The following is a 17,154-nucleotide window of genomic DNA, read 5'->3' on the forward strand; positions in this document are numbered from 1 at the left end:
TGATAATAATGTAAATGAATAATAAATAAAAAATGACGCGTATTGCGTCATTTTATAATGTGATATTTTTAAATGAGCTTATTTTTTCGCTTCTGCGTATAATTCAGCTACTTTATCCCAGTTAATAACATTCCAAAATGCACCGATGTAATCAGCACGACGGTTTTGATATTTTAAATAATAAGCGTGTTCCCAAACGTCAAGCGCTAAAATTGGTGTGCCAGAAACGCCTGAGAATTTTTCACCCATAATTGGGGAATCTTGATTAGCAGTTGAAACCACTTCTAGCTTATCATTTTTCAATACTAACCATGCCCAACCAGAACCAAAACGCGTTGCCGCAGCAGCTGAGAATTTTTCTTTAAATGCATCAACTGAACCAAAGTCTTTTTCAATAGCAGCTTTAAGTTCACCTTTAAGTTCAGTTCCAACTCTTAATAATTCCCAGAATAGGGTGTGGTTAACATGACCACCAACATTATTTTTAACACCAGTAACTTTGTCTGCAGGTACTTTGTCTAGATTTTTTAGTAATGTTTCAGGGCAAAAGTCTTTAACTTCAGCAGGTAGAGATTCTAATAATGCATTAGCATTATTTACATAAGTTTGATGATGTTTGTCATGATGAAGATGCATTGTTTCAGTATCGATATAAGGCTCTAAAGCATCATAAGCATAAGGTAAAGGGGGTAATGTATAAGCCATGAAATTGCTCCTTTCATTTATTAAGTATTTTTAACTTATTTATACCATCGAGTATACGGTCTATCTATATATCCCACAAACTATTGTTTAGATAGCTTATGACTATCTAATTTAATATCATTGCTGTATGATTTTTATACTTCGTTTGGTTGTGTTAAATAAGGTGTATACATCATAATTGCATGATTTTCACTAATGAGTTTTTCCTCTATTTGATTATCGAGCAAATGGGTTTTTCGTTGCCATATCTTATTGTGTCTAGTGTATCCGCCCCACCATTGTTGTTCAATAACGTGATCGGTTTCGAATATTTCATAGCGATAAGATAACGGTGTATTGGCAAGTAGTTCACCATGTAAATATTCATCATCTAACCAAAGATTAAGTCGGTAGGTTGTATTGGTTTTATTGAGTAATTGTAAATCGATATAGTTATAAGAAAGTGTCGCACCACAAGCAAATGGAATAGTACGGTTAACATCCGGAAAAACATCAAAACTATGACGCCATCGTTCAATAATGGTTAAATCTGAATGTAATACCATCCAGTAAATCAAATTGCCAAGTTGGCATAAACCACCACCAATATCTTTGCCGATTTGGCCATTATGTAATGAGAGACCTTCTAAAAAGCCGCGTTTCTTTGATGGCCGACCAACTTTTTGCCAAATTGAAAATCGTTGATTGGGCTCAATTATCGAACCGTCGAGCTGTTCAATTGCTAAGCGCAGGTTAGTGATTTTGTTATATTGCAAATACATATCAACATCTTTCAGTTGTCTTAACAAAACCGATTGATGTTTTTTATGAGAATAGCAGCAAGTATTATTATTCTTATCAATTACGCTATAGGTGTGACGATTGCGCCACCAATCTAATTTACGTTTGAGAATAAAATATTCTTTACCTAATTTTAATCTTAAATTACTGCGTTTTTTAGGTTTATCTACAATAGTCTTTTGCATACAACAACAGCCCTAACCACTGAATTGCTTATTTTGCTATAGTTGATAAATAATTAAGGCTTAATTTATCTAAAAAGCCAAACAGTTTTTGATTCATTTCAGAATAATCATGCGAACGAAGTTGATTAGGTGTATCAACAAAACGATATTTTGCTGCTTGTTTAAGATCACTTTCAGAGTGAGCAATTAGCTGTTCAACAACTTCTGGAGTTAACTCCATATGGCATTGAAAACCATATACTAAAGGACCATAAGCAATGATTTGCCGTGGGCAGCCTTCACTATAAGCAATAATTTGTGCTGCTTGGGTTAAACCAGGCATGTCATTGTGCCAATGGCCGACAGCTAAACTATTGCCAAAATCAGTAAATAAAGGATTATTTTTACCCATTTCAGTTAAGGTAATAGGGAACTTACCGATTTCCTTTTCCGGGCTATGTCCATGTGGGGCACCTAATGCTTCACCAATTAATTGTGAACCAAGACAGACGCCAAGTACGATTTTTTTTGAATTGATAGCCGATAATATTACAGCTTGTTCAGCTAGCGAGTCAAAATGCGGGCACTCTTGTTTGGTTGTTGCTGGTGATTGTGGGCCACCCATAATAATCAACATATCAATATTATCGACATTGTTGGGAAGAGATTCACCAAGATAAACACGAGAATAACTAATGGTATAATGATGTTCTTTAGCCCATTGCTCATAAGCTCCAGGAGCTTCGAAATCTTCATGAATAATAAAATGCAAATGCATTGGTAAATCTCCTTTAACCTAACTATTATCGTTCAGAGTACTCAATTGCCATTAGATATGAATATGGAAAATTAAGCGCAATAATTATTATGAATCTTTTATTAAGAAAGACAATAGCAAAGATATTAGTAGGCGATGAACGAATGAGTTATAGAACAGAGAATAATAGGCATAAAAAAATCTGCTTGAGCAGATTTCAATATTCGGAAAGTTGGCTCCTCCAACAGGACTTGAACCTGTGACATACGGATTAACAGTCCGCCGTTCTACCGACTGAACTATGGAGGAACCGAAATGTAGCGCGCATATTATAGATTTAATGACGCTATGTCAATAGTTAAATTGTTTAAAATGCGTTTTTTGTATCAGGTTGTCTCGATTATTATGCTTCAAGTATTCGGATTGTCTTGAATAATGTCTTTTGTCTGAGGAGTTGTTGTGGATGTGATCCTAGTTCTCCTTCAGGGATCGTTTGATTTAATGCTTGATAATATTTGATCCAATAAGGCAGAATTTGGCCTGTGGCTAAATCGCTAAAGTTCATAGGATAACGTTGAAAATAATCTTCACCAGATGGGTACTTGAAGGCATAAGTAATCAGTTCACTACAGTAAAACCCTTTATCATCTTCGCGAAAACTATGGTTATAAGGCAATCCTAGGCAGGTTTGTACTCGCATTAATGCGTTTTTAATGACGGAATCATTAAAAATGGTTGCGACTAAATTATATTGAGCGCTAGCTAAAAAGTTGTTAAGGGGCTGTTGGATTACCCCATGTTTTTGAGTGGCTTCAATGACGATATTATTGCCAATATATAAACCAACATGGCTTATTTGATTGATTATCTCATCCGAGCTAAGCTGTGAACCAGAATGCGTAATCGCTTTATTAAATTCGCTTTCTTCATGCTGGGATTGAAAAATAATATCGCCAGATTGCATTGTTATTGATGTTTTTTCGCGTGATGACGCCATAATGAAAACATGACACAAGTTGCGATGATAAATTTAAGTGCATCAACACCAACAAAAGGTAAATAACCTACTTGTATCGCTTCGCTAAGGGAAATATGTAAATACCCCATTAAATAGACCACACCAAAGACAAATAATAATTGGTGAGCACAAGCAAAGGCAACTAAGCCTAACAGAAAACGACGATCGTAACCTTTTTCTGCTGCATATCCAGCTAAATAAGCACTAAATACATAACCATATAAATAACCAGCAGAAGGAGATGCAAGCGCCATAATGCCACCGCTACCATTGGCGAATAGTGGTAATCCTAATGCACCTAAAAATAGGTATTGAAGAATTGCTAGAGCACCTAATTTACGCCCCAAACAAGCTCCGATCAGAAGCACGCCTAATGATTGTAGACTGAATGGTACCGGATAGGTTGGAATACTGATATTTGCGGCAACACCTAGCAGCAATGCGGCACAAGTTACTGCGTACAACTTACGTTGCCAAGAGGATAAGTTAAACAGTGTATTAATATAAGTTGGATAGTACGATGTTAATTGTTGTTTCATTATTTTCTACCATTAAAAGCTAAATAGTAGTGCCATAATAATACAAAAACAAAGTATGTAAACTATTTTTTTATAAAATAGTTTACATTTGTTGGGGGAATTTTGTTTTAAACTAAATTTGTTTTAAACTAAAAAAGGATTTGTCATTCGTTCATTGCCAAAGCTCGACATCGGACCATGGCCGGGAACAAAGATAAAATCATCACCAAGCGGAAATAGTTTATTTGTGATAGAGGAAATTAAATCAGTATGATTTCCTCGAGGAAAGTCGGTACGGCCAATGCTACTTTTGAATAAGACATCACCGACAAAAGCAATTTTATCTTTAGCATTAATAAATACGATATGACCGGGAGTGTGGCCGGGACAGAATAGAATATCTAAAGTGATATTGCCGACTTTCACTTGTTCACCTTCCTTTAACCAACGATCGGGTAAAAAGCTGTCAATATATGGAAACCCGAATTGCATGCATTGTTGTGGTAAGTTTGACAATAAAAATTCATCTTCTTGGCTAGGACCAAGGATCTCAACATTATAATGTTTCGCTAATTCAATCGCTGCGCCAACATGATCTAAATGGCCATGAGTTAGGAGTATTTGTTTGATGTTAACACCAAGCTTTTCAACCGCTTTTTTAAGTAGTTCTGCTTCGCCACCCGGATCGATAAATGCGGCTTCCTTTGTTTCATCACACCAAATAATGCTACAGTTTTCCTGAAAATGGGTAACTGGAATGATTTGATACTGAAACATAGTGTTTTCTCCTTGTTGCTTAGTGCCGAGACGTTAAATTTTGCCCATCTTCTTTGTTTAATTGCGCAAAGATTATGCTTGATAGCATAGTTACGATGCCTAGTATAACAAAGGTTAATTGAAATGCGTGAATAGTAGTTGTTGAATTGCTGAATAATCTTACTAATACCGCACCAAAACCAGTACCAAAGCTAATGGCTAATTGCTGATTAACCGCCATTAAACTATTACCACTGCTGGTGCTTTCACCTTGTAAATTAGCTAATGTTATACTATTCATTGAGGTAAATTGCATTGAATTGATTCCGCCAATGCAAAATAGCAAAATGCCTAATATTACTAATGGTGTCGCTAAGTTTATTAATGACATTAAAAGAATCAAAATTCCAGCTAAGATGGTATTAGCGACCAATACAAAACGGTAACCTAAACGAGCAAGAATCCGCGTAATAAAAAATCTGGTACAAATTGAAGCAATAGCCATAGGGACTAACATCATGCCAGCAAAAATTGCTGAATAACCAAAACCAACTTGTAAAAATAGTGGAATAAGGAAAGGCACGCCAGAAATGCCCAATCGACAAACTAAATTACCGATAATACCGATTTTAAACGTCCGGATATTAAATAATGATAGTGGAAATAGTGGTCCAGATTTTTTTTGCGCATAGGTTCGATAAATAAATAAAAAAATCAGACTGATGATGGCAAGTGTTATTGGTAAATAATATTGTTGACCTTGATTTAAACATTCGACACTAAGGGTGGCACTGATAAAAGTAATAACGATAAAAAGAAAACCAAAGAAATCAAAAGGCATATGTTTGCCTTTAATGTTAGGCATATACTTTAAGCTAATAAATACCCCTAAAATTCCAATTGGCAAGTTAATCAAAAATACCCAATGCCAACTCACCATATCGACTAGATAACCGCCTAAAACTGGCCCTAGTACTGGTCCGATTAATCCTGGAATTGTTGCGGTATTTAATGCCGCTAAAAACTCGTTACGTTTAAATGCTTTAATCAAAACTAAGCGAGAAACCGGTACCATCATTGAACCACCAATACCTTGGATTACCCTAGATATATCTAAGAATATTAGGGAATTGGATAAAGCACACAGTAGTGATCCTAATGTAAAAAGCGATACGGCCATAACGAAGATGTTTTTAGTACCAAATTTATCAGATAAATAGCCACTTACCGGGATAAACAGCGCCAAAGTTAACGTATAGCAGATTACCGCTGATTGCATATTTAATGGCGATTCATTGAGATCTTTAGCCATAGTTGGCAAAGCAGTATTTAGAATTGAGGTATCGAGTGATTGCATAAAAAAAGCAAATGCAGCAATCCAAGGTAATATACGATAGACAAAAGGTGGTAACTGTAGTTCGCTATTCATTTGTTCAGCCTAAAATTGATTGATATGCTGGAAGCAGAGGAGTTTTATTAACCCTAAGATTATACTCTCTTACTCATCGGGTATGATTGAGTAAGAGAGCTAATGAATGCTATTTTACAATATGCTCTGTTAATTGCTGGATTTTTTCTTATTTTTAACGGGTTTTCCTTGCCAATAACCAGCCAATAGTGAGCCAGAAATATTGTGCCAAACAGAAAAGACCGCAGCAGGTAGTGCCGATAATGCTGAAAAGTAGGTTGTACCTAATGTTGCAGCTAATGCTGAGTTTTGCATGCCTACCTCTAAAGACATAGTTCGACAAGTGGACTCGTCAAAACCAAATAAACGACCGCCCCAATAGCCACCTAGTAAACCAACACCATTATGAATAATAACGGCAAAGATAACGGTTATACCTACTTGAGTAATGAGAGCATGGCTACCGGCAACAACAATACAAATAATTAATAAAATACAAAGCATTGACAACAGTGGTAAGAATCGTTCACATTTTTTTACCACAGGATATAAAAAATGGTGGACAATTAAACCTAAAATAATAGGGATGAGCACAATTTGGACAATATGTACCAACATATCCCAAACCGGAACTTCAACGGTAGTACCAACTAACAATAATGTCAGTAATGGGGTGACTACAACGCCAACCAGTGTTGATACCGATGAAATAGTAACTGATAATGCTACATCCCCCTTAGCGAGATAAATCATCACATTCGAGGCGGTACCACTAGCAACGCTCCCCACAAGAACCATGCCGACTAATAGCTCTGGTCGCATAGTGAATAATTTAGATAAGATTAACGCGGTCACTGGCATTACAATATAATGCAGTAAAGTACAAATTATGACTGCTTTTGGTTTGGTGACGACGCGTTTAAAATCATCAATACTTAACGTCACCCCCATGGTAAACATGACAAACATTAATAATTGTGATGTATGTGGTCGCACAGGTAGAAAGGTATCAGGTGAAAAATAGGCAGCTATTGCACAAAGAATTGCCCATAATGGAAATAATCGAGTTAATGAAATAATGGATTGTACAAAAAGTTGACTATAGCGCTGCGACATAAAATATCACCTTTTGTTGATAAATCATTAATAATTAAATGGTTATCTTTTGATTGGATTTGTAATTTCCATTCTATTAATTCTACTAAATAGCGTCAAGGTATTTGTTAAGATAGTGTTAATTATTTGTGAAGGCGGTTCTGTTCGCAATTGACTAAGAATATTAAAGATATCGACAATGTTTTCGGGACGATTTATTTGTCCTTGGCGACCGCTTAACGGCATATCAGGTGCATCAGTTTCCAACACTAAACTTTCCAGCGGTAATTTTGCAATGGTTTGGCGAGTTTTATTGGCTCTGGTATAACTTATTACCCCACCAACACCAATATAATAGCCTAATTTAATAAATTGCAATGCCTGTTGATAACTACCTGAAAAGCCATGGATCACCCCTCGACATGGCAAATTAGCTTGATGTAATTCATGATAGATAATGTCGTGTGTTTTGCGTGAATGGATTAAAACGGGTAGATCATAGCGCTTGGCTAATACTAATTGAGCTCGAAAAAAATCTAGTTGCTGTTGCCAATCAACAGATTGGTCATAACGGTCTAAGCCAATTTCACCAATGGCAACTAATTTTTTGGGGTAAGTACTAACTATATCTGATAGTTGTTCAAGATCAGCCTGAGAGTGTTGATAGATAGGGTGTAAACCGAGTGCTGCATAAAGTTCACTATATTGCTCAGTGAGTTGTAATATTTGACTAAAATGTGTTGCTGATACAGCAGGAATAATTAGGCTATTAATTTTAGCTTGGCGAATATTATTGATTGAATTATCGAGATCGGTAACAAAAGCAGGAAAATTGAAATGGCAATGCGTATCGATAAACATAGTGCCTCCTATTGTTCGACTTGATGTAATAATATCGGCAATAAATATCGCTGAGCAAACTGTATTATTTGTTCAATTAGATTATCGGTTAATTCGGGATAAAGCCTTGCGTAATAACTATCACATTCTGCGGTAAGAAATTGGCCACCTTGCCAAGTGGTTAATAATTTGCTTATTGCTTTTTCACTAGGTTCAATTTGTCCTGTTTTTGGATTATATGCAGCAAGTAACCAGCTCCATGCGCTTTGTAATGGCATTAATAGTGGTTGGTTGACACCTTTTATAAAACCTTCAACGAGATCCGTTAATAGGGTTAACGCTTGTGGGGCATCAATGTGTAAAAATCGCCATTGGTTGTCTTCTCGGCCATATAAGCGACTTTGGCTGTCGGTTTTATCCCAATTCAAAATACAGTAAATTAAGTGGTCGATCCATAATGACATACCATCACGAATTGAGAGTTTAGCTGGGCGCCAAGTTAAAATACCATCTGCTTGAATATGGGTTAGCCAACCTTGTAATTGATAATGTTGTTCATCTATCGAAATGGTTAAATTTACCTCTAAGGTTGATGGATTGGTTCTCTCTTCAATGATTTTATTGGCTAAAGGTTGCAGTGCTTCACATAGTTCATCATAAATAATCTCACCAAAGGCACCATCTGGTAATTCACCTGTTAGCTTAAGTCGTTGGTAAAAGTTATCACAACCTTGTGAATCTTTAGCAATCATTTCATTTAAAATTTGTAGATTAAGTTGATAGCGTTTTAAGTTATCTAGGCTAAAGTTTTCAGCATCGGGCAAGGTGTCATCTAAATAATTGACGTAAAAATTAAAGCGTTTTTGTAAGAAAAACCGAATAGAGTGTTGATAAAAACGTTTTAATTCATCTAGATTAATATTATCCACAATGACTTTGCTAATACCGCTGATAAATGATTGGTTTTCTCCCGCTTTTAATGCGGCAGGTAACCACTCATCAGCATAACTTTTAGGTTCATTTAAGAAATTTTGTGGATTAAATGGTGTGCGAGTATGCAACGTTCTTAAATTATCAATTAAAGGCGTGTTTTTATCTGAATCTTTATCAGTAGCATCATGATAATACTGCACAATATAATCCCAAAGCTCATCGACTAATACTGACGGATAACGTTCGCTATCATCTTTCATATCTCGACCGATATAACTGATATAGAGTTGATCTTGTGCAGATAAAATAGCTTCCAAAAACAGATAACGGTCATCAATACGTCGACTACGATCACCTCGACGAGGATTTTGAGCAATTAAGTCAAAATCTAAAGGTAAAGATGTTCTTGGATAATCACCATCATTCATACCTAATAAACATACTAATTTAAAAGGAATCGAACGCATTGGCATCATAGTACAAAAGTTTATTTTACCGACTAAAAAACGATGGGCTAGGTGATTTTGCTCCAATCGTGATTGCATTGCATCATGTAAAATAGTTATCGAGATGTTGTCGGTAAAATTGGCATTTAAACCACTGCTGATCAGCTTTTGCCACTCTTCTTGGATCATTAATAAAATTGATTCACGTGAGTCATTACTAACAAAAAAATCATTAATCAGTTCAATACAGCAGCCTTGCCATTCAGTTAATGGCTTATCTTCACTGAGAATGGTTAACCATTTACGCACCGATTTTATAAATTCTGCTAACTGACCGATTAATTCAGCATCTAAGCCGGTAGCACCATCATAAGCTAATATCTGTTGCCAACCACCTTGTTCACTATTCATGGTATAACCAAGTAATAACCGTTCAAGGCCAAATAGCCAACTGTGAGCATTTTCTAGACCAAAACGAATACCTGATTCAATAATCCAAGTATGTAATAAAGTTAGTTGTGACTCACTTATGGCAAACTTTTCAGCAATGGCTGGAATTTCAAGTAGATTAAATAATTCTTCAGCGGTAAAGCGGCTTTCGGTAAAGTTTAATATAGCAAAAAATCCTTGCACCATTGGATCAATGTTACGCGCTTTTTGATCGGAAATTGTGAATGGTAGATAGCGTTGTCCTTCAGCGTTACCGAATACTGACCGAATATAGGGTACATATTTATCAATATCTGAAACCATGATAATACAATCACGTAATTCGAGTGTTGGATCGGCATCAAATGCAGATAATAGATAATCATAAAGTACTTCGACCTCACGCTGTTCGCTATGACAAGCGTGGAAGGTTACTGATCTATCTGTTTTATCTATAGGAGATTTTACATCACTGGTTTGATAAAGTTCTAAAATATCTTGCTGAATAGCCTGTAATAGACACTGGCGCTTATTATCGACAAAGATATCAATGTCTTGTTTATTATTGAACTCTTGCAATAAAAATAGGTTATCTCGTCCTAATTTACCCCAAGATGTTAATAATTGGTTAGGAATATTATTAGGTGTATTTTGGATCTCTGATAGCTGTTTTTCTACAATATCGCCCCAGTACCATTTGCAAGGATTGTTAAACATTAAATGGACATCAATGTGTTGACCAAGTGCTGATAATAATGACAAATAAATTGGCGGTAGTGAGGTAATACCAAAAATATAGACTCGTTTCGGTAATGATTTTAATCTTGTGCGATCGAAATCATTATCTAACAAAATGTCCAACATTTGCTGATAGATATTGGCACGATGATAAGGTTGACTAATTGCAATTAGTTGTCGCCATAATTCAGATTGCCAGATTTCATCTGGATGATGATTTAGTTCAGTTACCGTTTGCTTGCTTTCCCATTTGGCTAACCAGTCAGGGCGATAAACTAAATATTGGTCAAATAATTGTGCGATTCGAGTCGCTAATTGATACTGTTTTCGTTCTTCTTTATCAATATTAAGATAATGTTTAATGGTATCAAATTCAGGTCGCTCGATTATTTTTGGTAATAGATAATACAAACGCCAAGTCATTGATTCGACATTATAACTATTTTCCAGAGGTGAATTAGGTAACAGAGTTTGGTATAACTGCCAGATAAATTGGCTTGGAAAGAGAAAATCAACATTAGCAACAATCCCCAGATCATTGGCTAATTCAATTTGTAACCATTGTGCCATACCTTGGCTTTGCACCATAACCATATCAGGCATAAAAACCTGTTCTAGCGGATCTCTGCGCATTAATTCGCTAACGAGTGATTTGAGTAAATCAACTTGATTTGAATGATAAATGGTGAACATAGTTACATTAATATTAATAGAATTAATCAGATTATCGCTGATTGCTATTAATAAATCTAGCCATGTTTAAATAGTAACTTTTTATAACTAAATAACTATATAAAATACCAATGGTTTATAAAAATTTTGAGGAAAGGGGTTTTTTAGAGGTAAAAATTGTGTCTTTTAGATAGTAATAATTCAAATAGTCGTTCAGCAAATAATAAAAAAGGCTACAATTTATTAATTTGTAGCCTTTTATTGCCTAGTTTAGTGATCAATAATCCTTATTGTCCTAAACGACGAGTTAATTCTATAACTCGTATTTTTGCTAAGGCTTTTGAAAGTTCAGCAGATGCTTGAGCAAAAGACATATCATCGCTAGGGTGATTAATGTGTTCTTGCGCTTGTCTTACTGCTTCTTGAGCCCTTGCTTCATCCAAGTCTTCACCACGAATGGCGGTATCAGCTAAGATTGTTACCATGGTTGGTTGTACTTCTAAAATACCGCCAGATAGATAAATAAACTCTTCTTCACCATCGGCTTTAACAATCCCGACCATTCCCGGCTTAATGGTTGTCAGTAACGGAGTGTGACCAGGATAAATCCCAAGTTCACCTTCTCGTCCTGTGACTCTGATTCGCTGAACATCACCTGAAAAAAGGTGAGATTCAGCACTAACAACTTCTAATTGATAGGAAGTTAGTGCCATAATGCTCTCTCCGTTCTATAAATCTCTTAGAGAGATTTCGCTTTCTCAATCGCTTCGTCGATTGAACCAACCATATAAAATGCCTGTTCAGGAATATGATCATAATCACCGTTCATAATACCTTTAAAGGCACTGATGGTGTCTTTTAATGGTACGTATTTACCTGGTGAACCTGTGAACACTTCTGCAACGAAGAATGGTTGAGATAAGAAACGTTGAATCTTACGTGCACGAGCAACAGTTAATTTATCATCTTCTGATAATTCATCCATACCAAGAATTGCAATGATATCTTTTAATTCTTGATAACGTTGAAGAATTGACTGTACGCCACGAGCACAATCGTAATGCTCTTGACCAACAACAAGTGGATCTAATTGACGACTGGTTGAGTCAAGTGGGTCAACCGCTGGATAGATACCTAATGATGCGATTTGACGACTTAATACGATTGTTGCATCCAAGTGAGCAAAGGTTGTTGCTGGCGATGGGTCAGTTAAGTCATCGGCAGGTACATATACTGCTTGGATTGAGGTAATTGAACCGGTTTTAGTTGAGGTGATACGTTCTTGTAATAACCCCATTTCTTCTGCTAATGTCGGTTGGTAACCTACCGCAGATGGCATACGACCTAATAGTGCAGATACTTCGGTACCGGCTAAGGTATAGCGGTAAATATTATCGATAAATAATAGTACGTCTTTACCTTCATCACGGAATTTTTCTGCCATGGTTAAACCAGTTAACGCTACGCGTAAACGGTTTCCTGGTGGCTCATTCATCTGACCATAAACCAATGATACTTTATCAAGTACGTTTGATTCTTTCATTTCATGATAGAAGTCGTTACCTTCACGAGTACGTTCACCTACACCAGTAAATACTGAGTAGCCTGAGTGCTCGATAGCGATGTTACGAATTAATTCCATCATGTTTACAGTTTTACCAACACCAGCACCACCAAATAGACCGACTTTACCACCTTTGGCAAAAGGACAAATTAAGTCGATAACTTTGATACCAGTTTCAAGTAATTCTGTTGAGTTAGCCAACTCTTCGTATGTTGGTGCTGCACGGTGAATCGCCCAACGCTCTTCTTCACCAATTGGACCTGCTTTATCAACAGGATCACCAAGCACGTTCATAATACGGCCAAGTGTTTTTGTTCCCACAGGAACTTCAATGCCGTGACCAGTATTTACTACTTTAAGTCCACGTCTTAAACCATCAGATGAGCCCATTGCAATACAACATACAACGCCACCACCTAATTGTTGCTGAACTTCCAGAACTAATTTATCAGTGCCAGTTTCCACTTCTAATGCATCATATACCTTTGGTACTGCATCTTCTGGGAATTCGACATCAACCACCGCACCGATGATCTGGACAATCTTTCCAGTAGCCATTTTTAATCCTCTACGTCTTTTTCTTAACTATAAGCCAATATTTAGCACTAACCTGAAACAGCAGCTGCACCAGATACAATATCAATCAATTCATTTGTGATCGCACCTTGACGGGCTTTGTTATACACAATTTGTAATTCATTAATTAAATTTGCACCGTTATCGGTTGCTGCCTTCATGGCCACCATTCTTGCTGCTTGTTCACTCGCTAAATTGTCAACCACCGCTTGATAGACTTGTGATTCAATATAACGACGTAAAATCACATCTAATAATGATTTTGCATCAGGCTCATAAATATAATCCCATGATGAAGCTTTAAGTTCTTTATCTTCTGAAGCCGGTAATGGTAATAATTGCTGTATTGTTGGCTTTTGCGACATGGTATTAATAAACTTATTGGTTACAATATATAGTTTATCAATTTTACCGTTGTCATATGCCTCAAGCATTGTTTTTACCGGACCAATTAAATCAGATAAAGTTGGTTCATCACCTAAATTGGTTACTTGGGTTAAGATGTTGGTTTTTATTGAAGAGAAAAACGAAACACCTCGAGAACCAATTAAAGCGACATCTGCTTCAACGCCTTTCTCTTGCCATGCTGACATATCAGCAATAACAGTTTTGAAAAGATTGATATTTAATCCACCACATAAACCACGATCGGTTGAAATGATAAGATAGCCAACTCGCTTAACATCCCTTTCTTCCAGATAAGGATGTTTAGTGCCTATTTGAGCTAACGCTAAATGTCCAATTACTTCACGAATCATTTCAGCGTATGGACGACTAGCCGCCATTCTATCTTGCGTTTTACGCATTTTAGAATTAGCTACCATTTCCATCGCTTTGGTGATTTTTTGCGTACTTTGGATACTGGCAATTTTCGTTCTAATTTCTTTTGCATTAGCCATTTGTTACCTCACCCTTACCAAGTTTGAGTTGATTTAAAGCTTTCAAGCATTGCTTTTAACTTGTTTTCAATCTCATCATTGTAATTGCCTGTTTCGTCGATTTGCTTAACAAAATCGGCATATTGACTATGGGCATAAGCAAGAAGTGCTGTTTCAAATGATAATACTTTAGCAAGTTCAACATCTTCAAGATAACCACGCTCCGCAGCGTAAAGTACAATTGATTGCTCAGCAACAGTCATTGGTGAGTATTGCTTTTGTTTGAGTAATTCAGTTACTTTTTCACCATGGCTTAATTGGTTTCTTGTTGCTTCATCTAAGTCAGAGGCAAATTGTGAGAATGCTGCTAATTCACGATATTGTGCAAGAGCAGTACGAATACCACCAGATAATTTTTTCATTATCTTAGTTTGCGCAGCACCACCAACACGAGAAACCGAAATACCTGGGTTTACCGCTGGGCGAATACCTGAGTTAAATAAGCTGGTTTCAAGGAAGATCTGACCATCAGTAATCGAAATTACGTTAGTTGGTACGAACGCTGAAACGTCTCCTGCTTGAGTTTCGATAATTGGTAATGCAGTTAATGAACCTGTTTTACCTTTTACTTCACCTTTAGTGAATTCCTCAACATAAGCTTCGTTAACCCGAGCTGCACGTTCAAGTAAACGAGAGTGAAGATAGAATACATCACCAGGGTAAGCTTCACGTCCAGGTGGACGACGAAGTAATAATGAAATTTGACGATAAGCAACCGCTTGTTTTGATAAATCATCATAAACAATTAATGCATCTTGACCGCGATCACGGAAGTATTCTCCCATGGCACAACCAGCGTAAGGTGCTAAGTATTGTAATGCTGCAGATTCAGATGCTGATGCCACCACCACAATTGTGTTTTTAAGTGCACCATGCTCTTCAAGTTTACGCACTACGTTAGCAATAGTTGATTGTTTTTGACCGATTGCAACATAGATACATTTAACACCAGAATCACGTTGATTAATAATGGCGTCAATTGCTAATGCGGTTTTACCTGTTTGACGGTCACCGATGATAAGTTCACGTTGACCACGACCAATTGGAATCATTGAGTCAACCGCTTTATAACCAGTTTGTAATGCTTGGTCAACTGATTGACGGTCGATAACACCTGGAGCAACCACTTCTACTGGTGAAAATCCATCATGTTGAATAGAACCTTTACCATCAATTGGTTCACCGAGAGTATTAATAACACGGCCTAATAAACCATCACCTACTGGTACCTGTAAAATACGGCCAGTACATTGCACTTTCATCCCTTCAGATAAGTCTTCGTATGGTCCCATGACCACAGCACCAACAGAATCTCTTTCAAGATTTAATGCCATTGCATAACGGTTGCCTGGTAATGCAATCATTTCACCTTGCATTACATCAGTTAATCCGTGGATTCGAAGAATACCATCACTTACAGATATGATAGTTCCTTCATTGTGAGCATCACTCACAATATTGAACTGAGCTATCCGCTCTTTAATTAGTTCACTTATTTCAGTTGAATTTAGCTGCATTATCAGTCCCCTTAAGACTGTAGAGCGTCATTTAGTCGATTTAGACGCCCTCTGATACTACTATCAATAACCATATCGCCCGTACGAATAATAAAACCAGAAATGAGCGATTTATCAATATGACATTTTAGTTTTACTTTTCGTGATAAACGTTTTTCGACTGCGACAGAAATTTTATCAAGTTGTTCACTGGTAAGCTCATTAGCAGAAATAACCTCAACATCTGCTTGTGCTTCTTTATCTAGACAGTATTGCTCAAACAAACTTAACACTTCAGGAAGAAGCGATAAACGTTTGTTTTCAGCCATAACTTTAATAAAATTAGTGCTAAACTCATCTAATACATCTTTACAGATATTGATGAGTAAGTTAGCCACTGAATCGGTTTTCATGTCAGATGTTAAGATACTTCTGATTTGAGCATCTTTGCTCACTTCAGATGTTAACACCAACATTTTGTGCCATGATTCGATGCTATTTTTTTCAACAGCAAAGTCGAAAGCGGCTTTAGCATAAGGGCGAGCAATCGTAATTAAGTCAGCCATTGCTCTATTCTCCTTATAGTTCAGCTACGAGTTTATCAATGATGTCGCTGTTAGCGGCTTCATTAACAGAACGTTCAATAATTTTTTCTGCACCGGCAATAGCGAGTGTAGCGACTTGTTGTTTAAGCTCTTCTCTAGCACGTTTGCGCTCAGCTTCAACTTCAGCAAGTCCTTGAGCAACAATCCTTTCTTTTTCACGAGAAGCTTCTTGTTGTGCTTCTTCAAGAATGGCTGCTTTGCGTTTATTCGCTTGCTCAATAATTGCATTAGCCTCAACCTTAGCCTGTTGCATTATGTCAGATGTATTTGCTTTGGCTAATTCCAAATCTTTTTTTGCTGTTTCTGCTGAAGCAAGTCCATCTGCTATCTCTTTTTGGCGTTTTTCAATCGCTCGGATAACGGGTGGCCAAATAAACTTCATACAGAACCAAACAAACAATACAAATGTAATTGCTTGGCCGAGGAGAGTTGCGTTCATATTCATGAGACAATTCCTCTTAAATTATTATTAGCCTGCAACAGCAAAAATGACATATAACGCAATACCTACACAAATCATAGGGATCGCATCAACTAAGCCCATAACGATAAAGAATTGGGTACGTAACATAGGCATTAATTCTGGTTGGCGAGCAGCACCTTCTAAGAATTTACCACCTAATAAACCAATACCAACTGCACCACCGATTGCAGCTAATCCCATCATTATGCCTGCGGCTACAAATAACATACTATCCATTATATACTCCAGTTTA

General features: G+C 36.7%; 17 protein-coding genes and 1 tRNA gene. All 18 read right to left on the minus strand.

From position 1 onward, the window contains the following. Window positions 1–78 precede the first annotated feature (78 nt). Window positions 79–705 carry a Fe-Mn family superoxide dismutase gene (locus tag B6C84_RS00285; RefSeq protein WP_086321148.1) on the minus strand — a complete coding sequence of 209 codons (627 nt, stop codon included), beginning with the start codon at window positions 703–705 and terminating at the stop codon, window positions 79–81. A gap of 134 nt (window positions 706–839) precedes the next feature. After that, window positions 840–1,670, minus strand: coding sequence for a VanW family protein (locus B6C84_RS00290; RefSeq protein WP_086321149.1), 831 nt, complete (start codon window positions 1,668–1,670; stop codon window positions 840–842). Window positions 1,671–1,698: 28 nt separating this feature from the next. After that, window positions 1,699–2,427, minus strand: a complete 729-nt coding sequence (locus B6C84_RS00295) for a type 1 glutamine amidotransferase (protein WP_086321150.1) — start codon at window positions 2,425–2,427, stop codon at window positions 1,699–1,701. Between the two features lie 212 nt (window positions 2,428–2,639). Then, window positions 2,640–2,715 (minus strand) — tRNA-Asn (locus tag B6C84_RS00300). A gap of 94 nt (window positions 2,716–2,809) precedes the next feature. Continuing rightward, the gene (locus tag B6C84_RS00305) at window positions 2,810–3,403 is read right to left on the minus strand and encodes a YiiX/YebB-like N1pC/P60 family cysteine hydrolase (protein WP_086321151.1); all 594 of its coding nucleotides are present in this window, start codon (window positions 3,401–3,403) and stop codon (window positions 2,810–2,812) included. Continuing rightward, window positions 3,373–3,963, minus strand: a complete 591-nt coding sequence (locus B6C84_RS00310) for a biotin transporter BioY (protein WP_086353726.1) — start codon at window positions 3,961–3,963, stop codon at window positions 3,373–3,375. The genes B6C84_RS00305 and B6C84_RS00310 overlap by 31 nt, the downstream gene beginning before the upstream one ends. 123 nt (window positions 3,964–4,086) lie before the next feature. After that, window positions 4,087–4,719 carry an MBL fold metallo-hydrolase gene (locus B6C84_RS00315; RefSeq protein ID WP_034901529.1) on the minus strand — a complete coding sequence of 211 codons (633 nt, stop codon included), beginning with the start codon at window positions 4,717–4,719 and terminating at the stop codon, window positions 4,087–4,089. A gap of 19 nt (window positions 4,720–4,738) precedes the next feature. Then, a complete protein-coding gene (locus B6C84_RS00320) occupies window positions 4,739–6,127 on the minus strand; it encodes an MFS transporter (protein WP_086353727.1) in 1,389 nt (462 codons plus the stop codon). Between the two features lie 129 nt (window positions 6,128–6,256). Next, the gene (panS, locus tag B6C84_RS00325; protein ID WP_086353728.1) at window positions 6,257–7,222 is read right to left on the minus strand and encodes a ketopantoate/pantoate/pantothenate transporter PanS; all 966 of its coding nucleotides are present in this window, start codon (window positions 7,220–7,222) and stop codon (window positions 6,257–6,259) included. A gap of 42 nt (window positions 7,223–7,264) precedes the next feature. Beyond that, complete coding sequence (locus B6C84_RS00330; protein WP_086353729.1) at window positions 7,265–8,062, minus strand: TatD family hydrolase; 798 nt, start codon at window positions 8,060–8,062, stop codon at window positions 7,265–7,267. Between the two features lie 8 nt (window positions 8,063–8,070). Beyond that, window positions 8,071–11,280, minus strand: coding sequence for an exodeoxyribonuclease V subunit gamma (recC, locus tag B6C84_RS00335; RefSeq protein WP_086353730.1), 3,210 nt, complete (start codon window positions 11,278–11,280; stop codon window positions 8,071–8,073). A 266-nt stretch (window positions 11,281–11,546) separates the two neighbouring features. Next, window positions 11,547–11,972 (minus strand): F0F1 ATP synthase subunit epsilon, encoded by a 426-nt coding sequence (locus tag B6C84_RS00340; RefSeq protein WP_034901523.1) that lies wholly within the window; start codon window positions 11,970–11,972, stop codon window positions 11,547–11,549. A gap of 26 nt (window positions 11,973–11,998) precedes the next feature. Then, entirely contained in the window at window positions 11,999–13,381 is a 1,383-nt protein-coding gene (gene atpD / locus B6C84_RS00345) for a F0F1 ATP synthase subunit beta (protein ID WP_034901521.1), read from the minus strand. 47 nt (window positions 13,382–13,428) lie between these two features. Continuing rightward, window positions 13,429–14,298 (minus strand): F0F1 ATP synthase subunit gamma, encoded by an 870-nt coding sequence (gene atpG / locus B6C84_RS00350; protein ID WP_086353731.1) that lies wholly within the window; start codon window positions 14,296–14,298, stop codon window positions 13,429–13,431. A 14-nt stretch (window positions 14,299–14,312) separates the two neighbouring features. Beyond that, a complete protein-coding gene (gene atpA, locus B6C84_RS00355; RefSeq protein WP_034901516.1) occupies window positions 14,313–15,854 on the minus strand; it encodes a F0F1 ATP synthase subunit alpha in 1,542 nt (513 codons plus the stop codon). 11 nt (window positions 15,855–15,865) lie between these two features. Then, a complete protein-coding gene (gene atpH, locus B6C84_RS00360; protein WP_065614741.1) occupies window positions 15,866–16,399 on the minus strand; it encodes a F0F1 ATP synthase subunit delta in 534 nt (177 codons plus the stop codon). A gap of 13 nt (window positions 16,400–16,412) precedes the next feature. Next, the gene (gene atpF, locus B6C84_RS00365; protein WP_086353732.1) at window positions 16,413–16,883 is read right to left on the minus strand and encodes a F0F1 ATP synthase subunit B; all 471 of its coding nucleotides are present in this window, start codon (window positions 16,881–16,883) and stop codon (window positions 16,413–16,415) included. Window positions 16,884–16,907: 24 nt separating this feature from the next. Next, window positions 16,908–17,138: a F0F1 ATP synthase subunit C gene (atpE, locus tag B6C84_RS00370; protein WP_034901511.1), complete on the minus strand. Its 231-nt coding sequence runs from the start codon at window positions 17,136–17,138 to the stop codon at window positions 16,908–16,910. Window positions 17,139–17,154 lie beyond the last annotated feature (16 nt).

The organism is Gilliamella apis (assembly GCF_002142155.1).
Taxonomy (GTDB): Bacteria; Pseudomonadota; Gammaproteobacteria; order Enterobacterales; family Orbaceae; genus Gilliamella; species Gilliamella apis.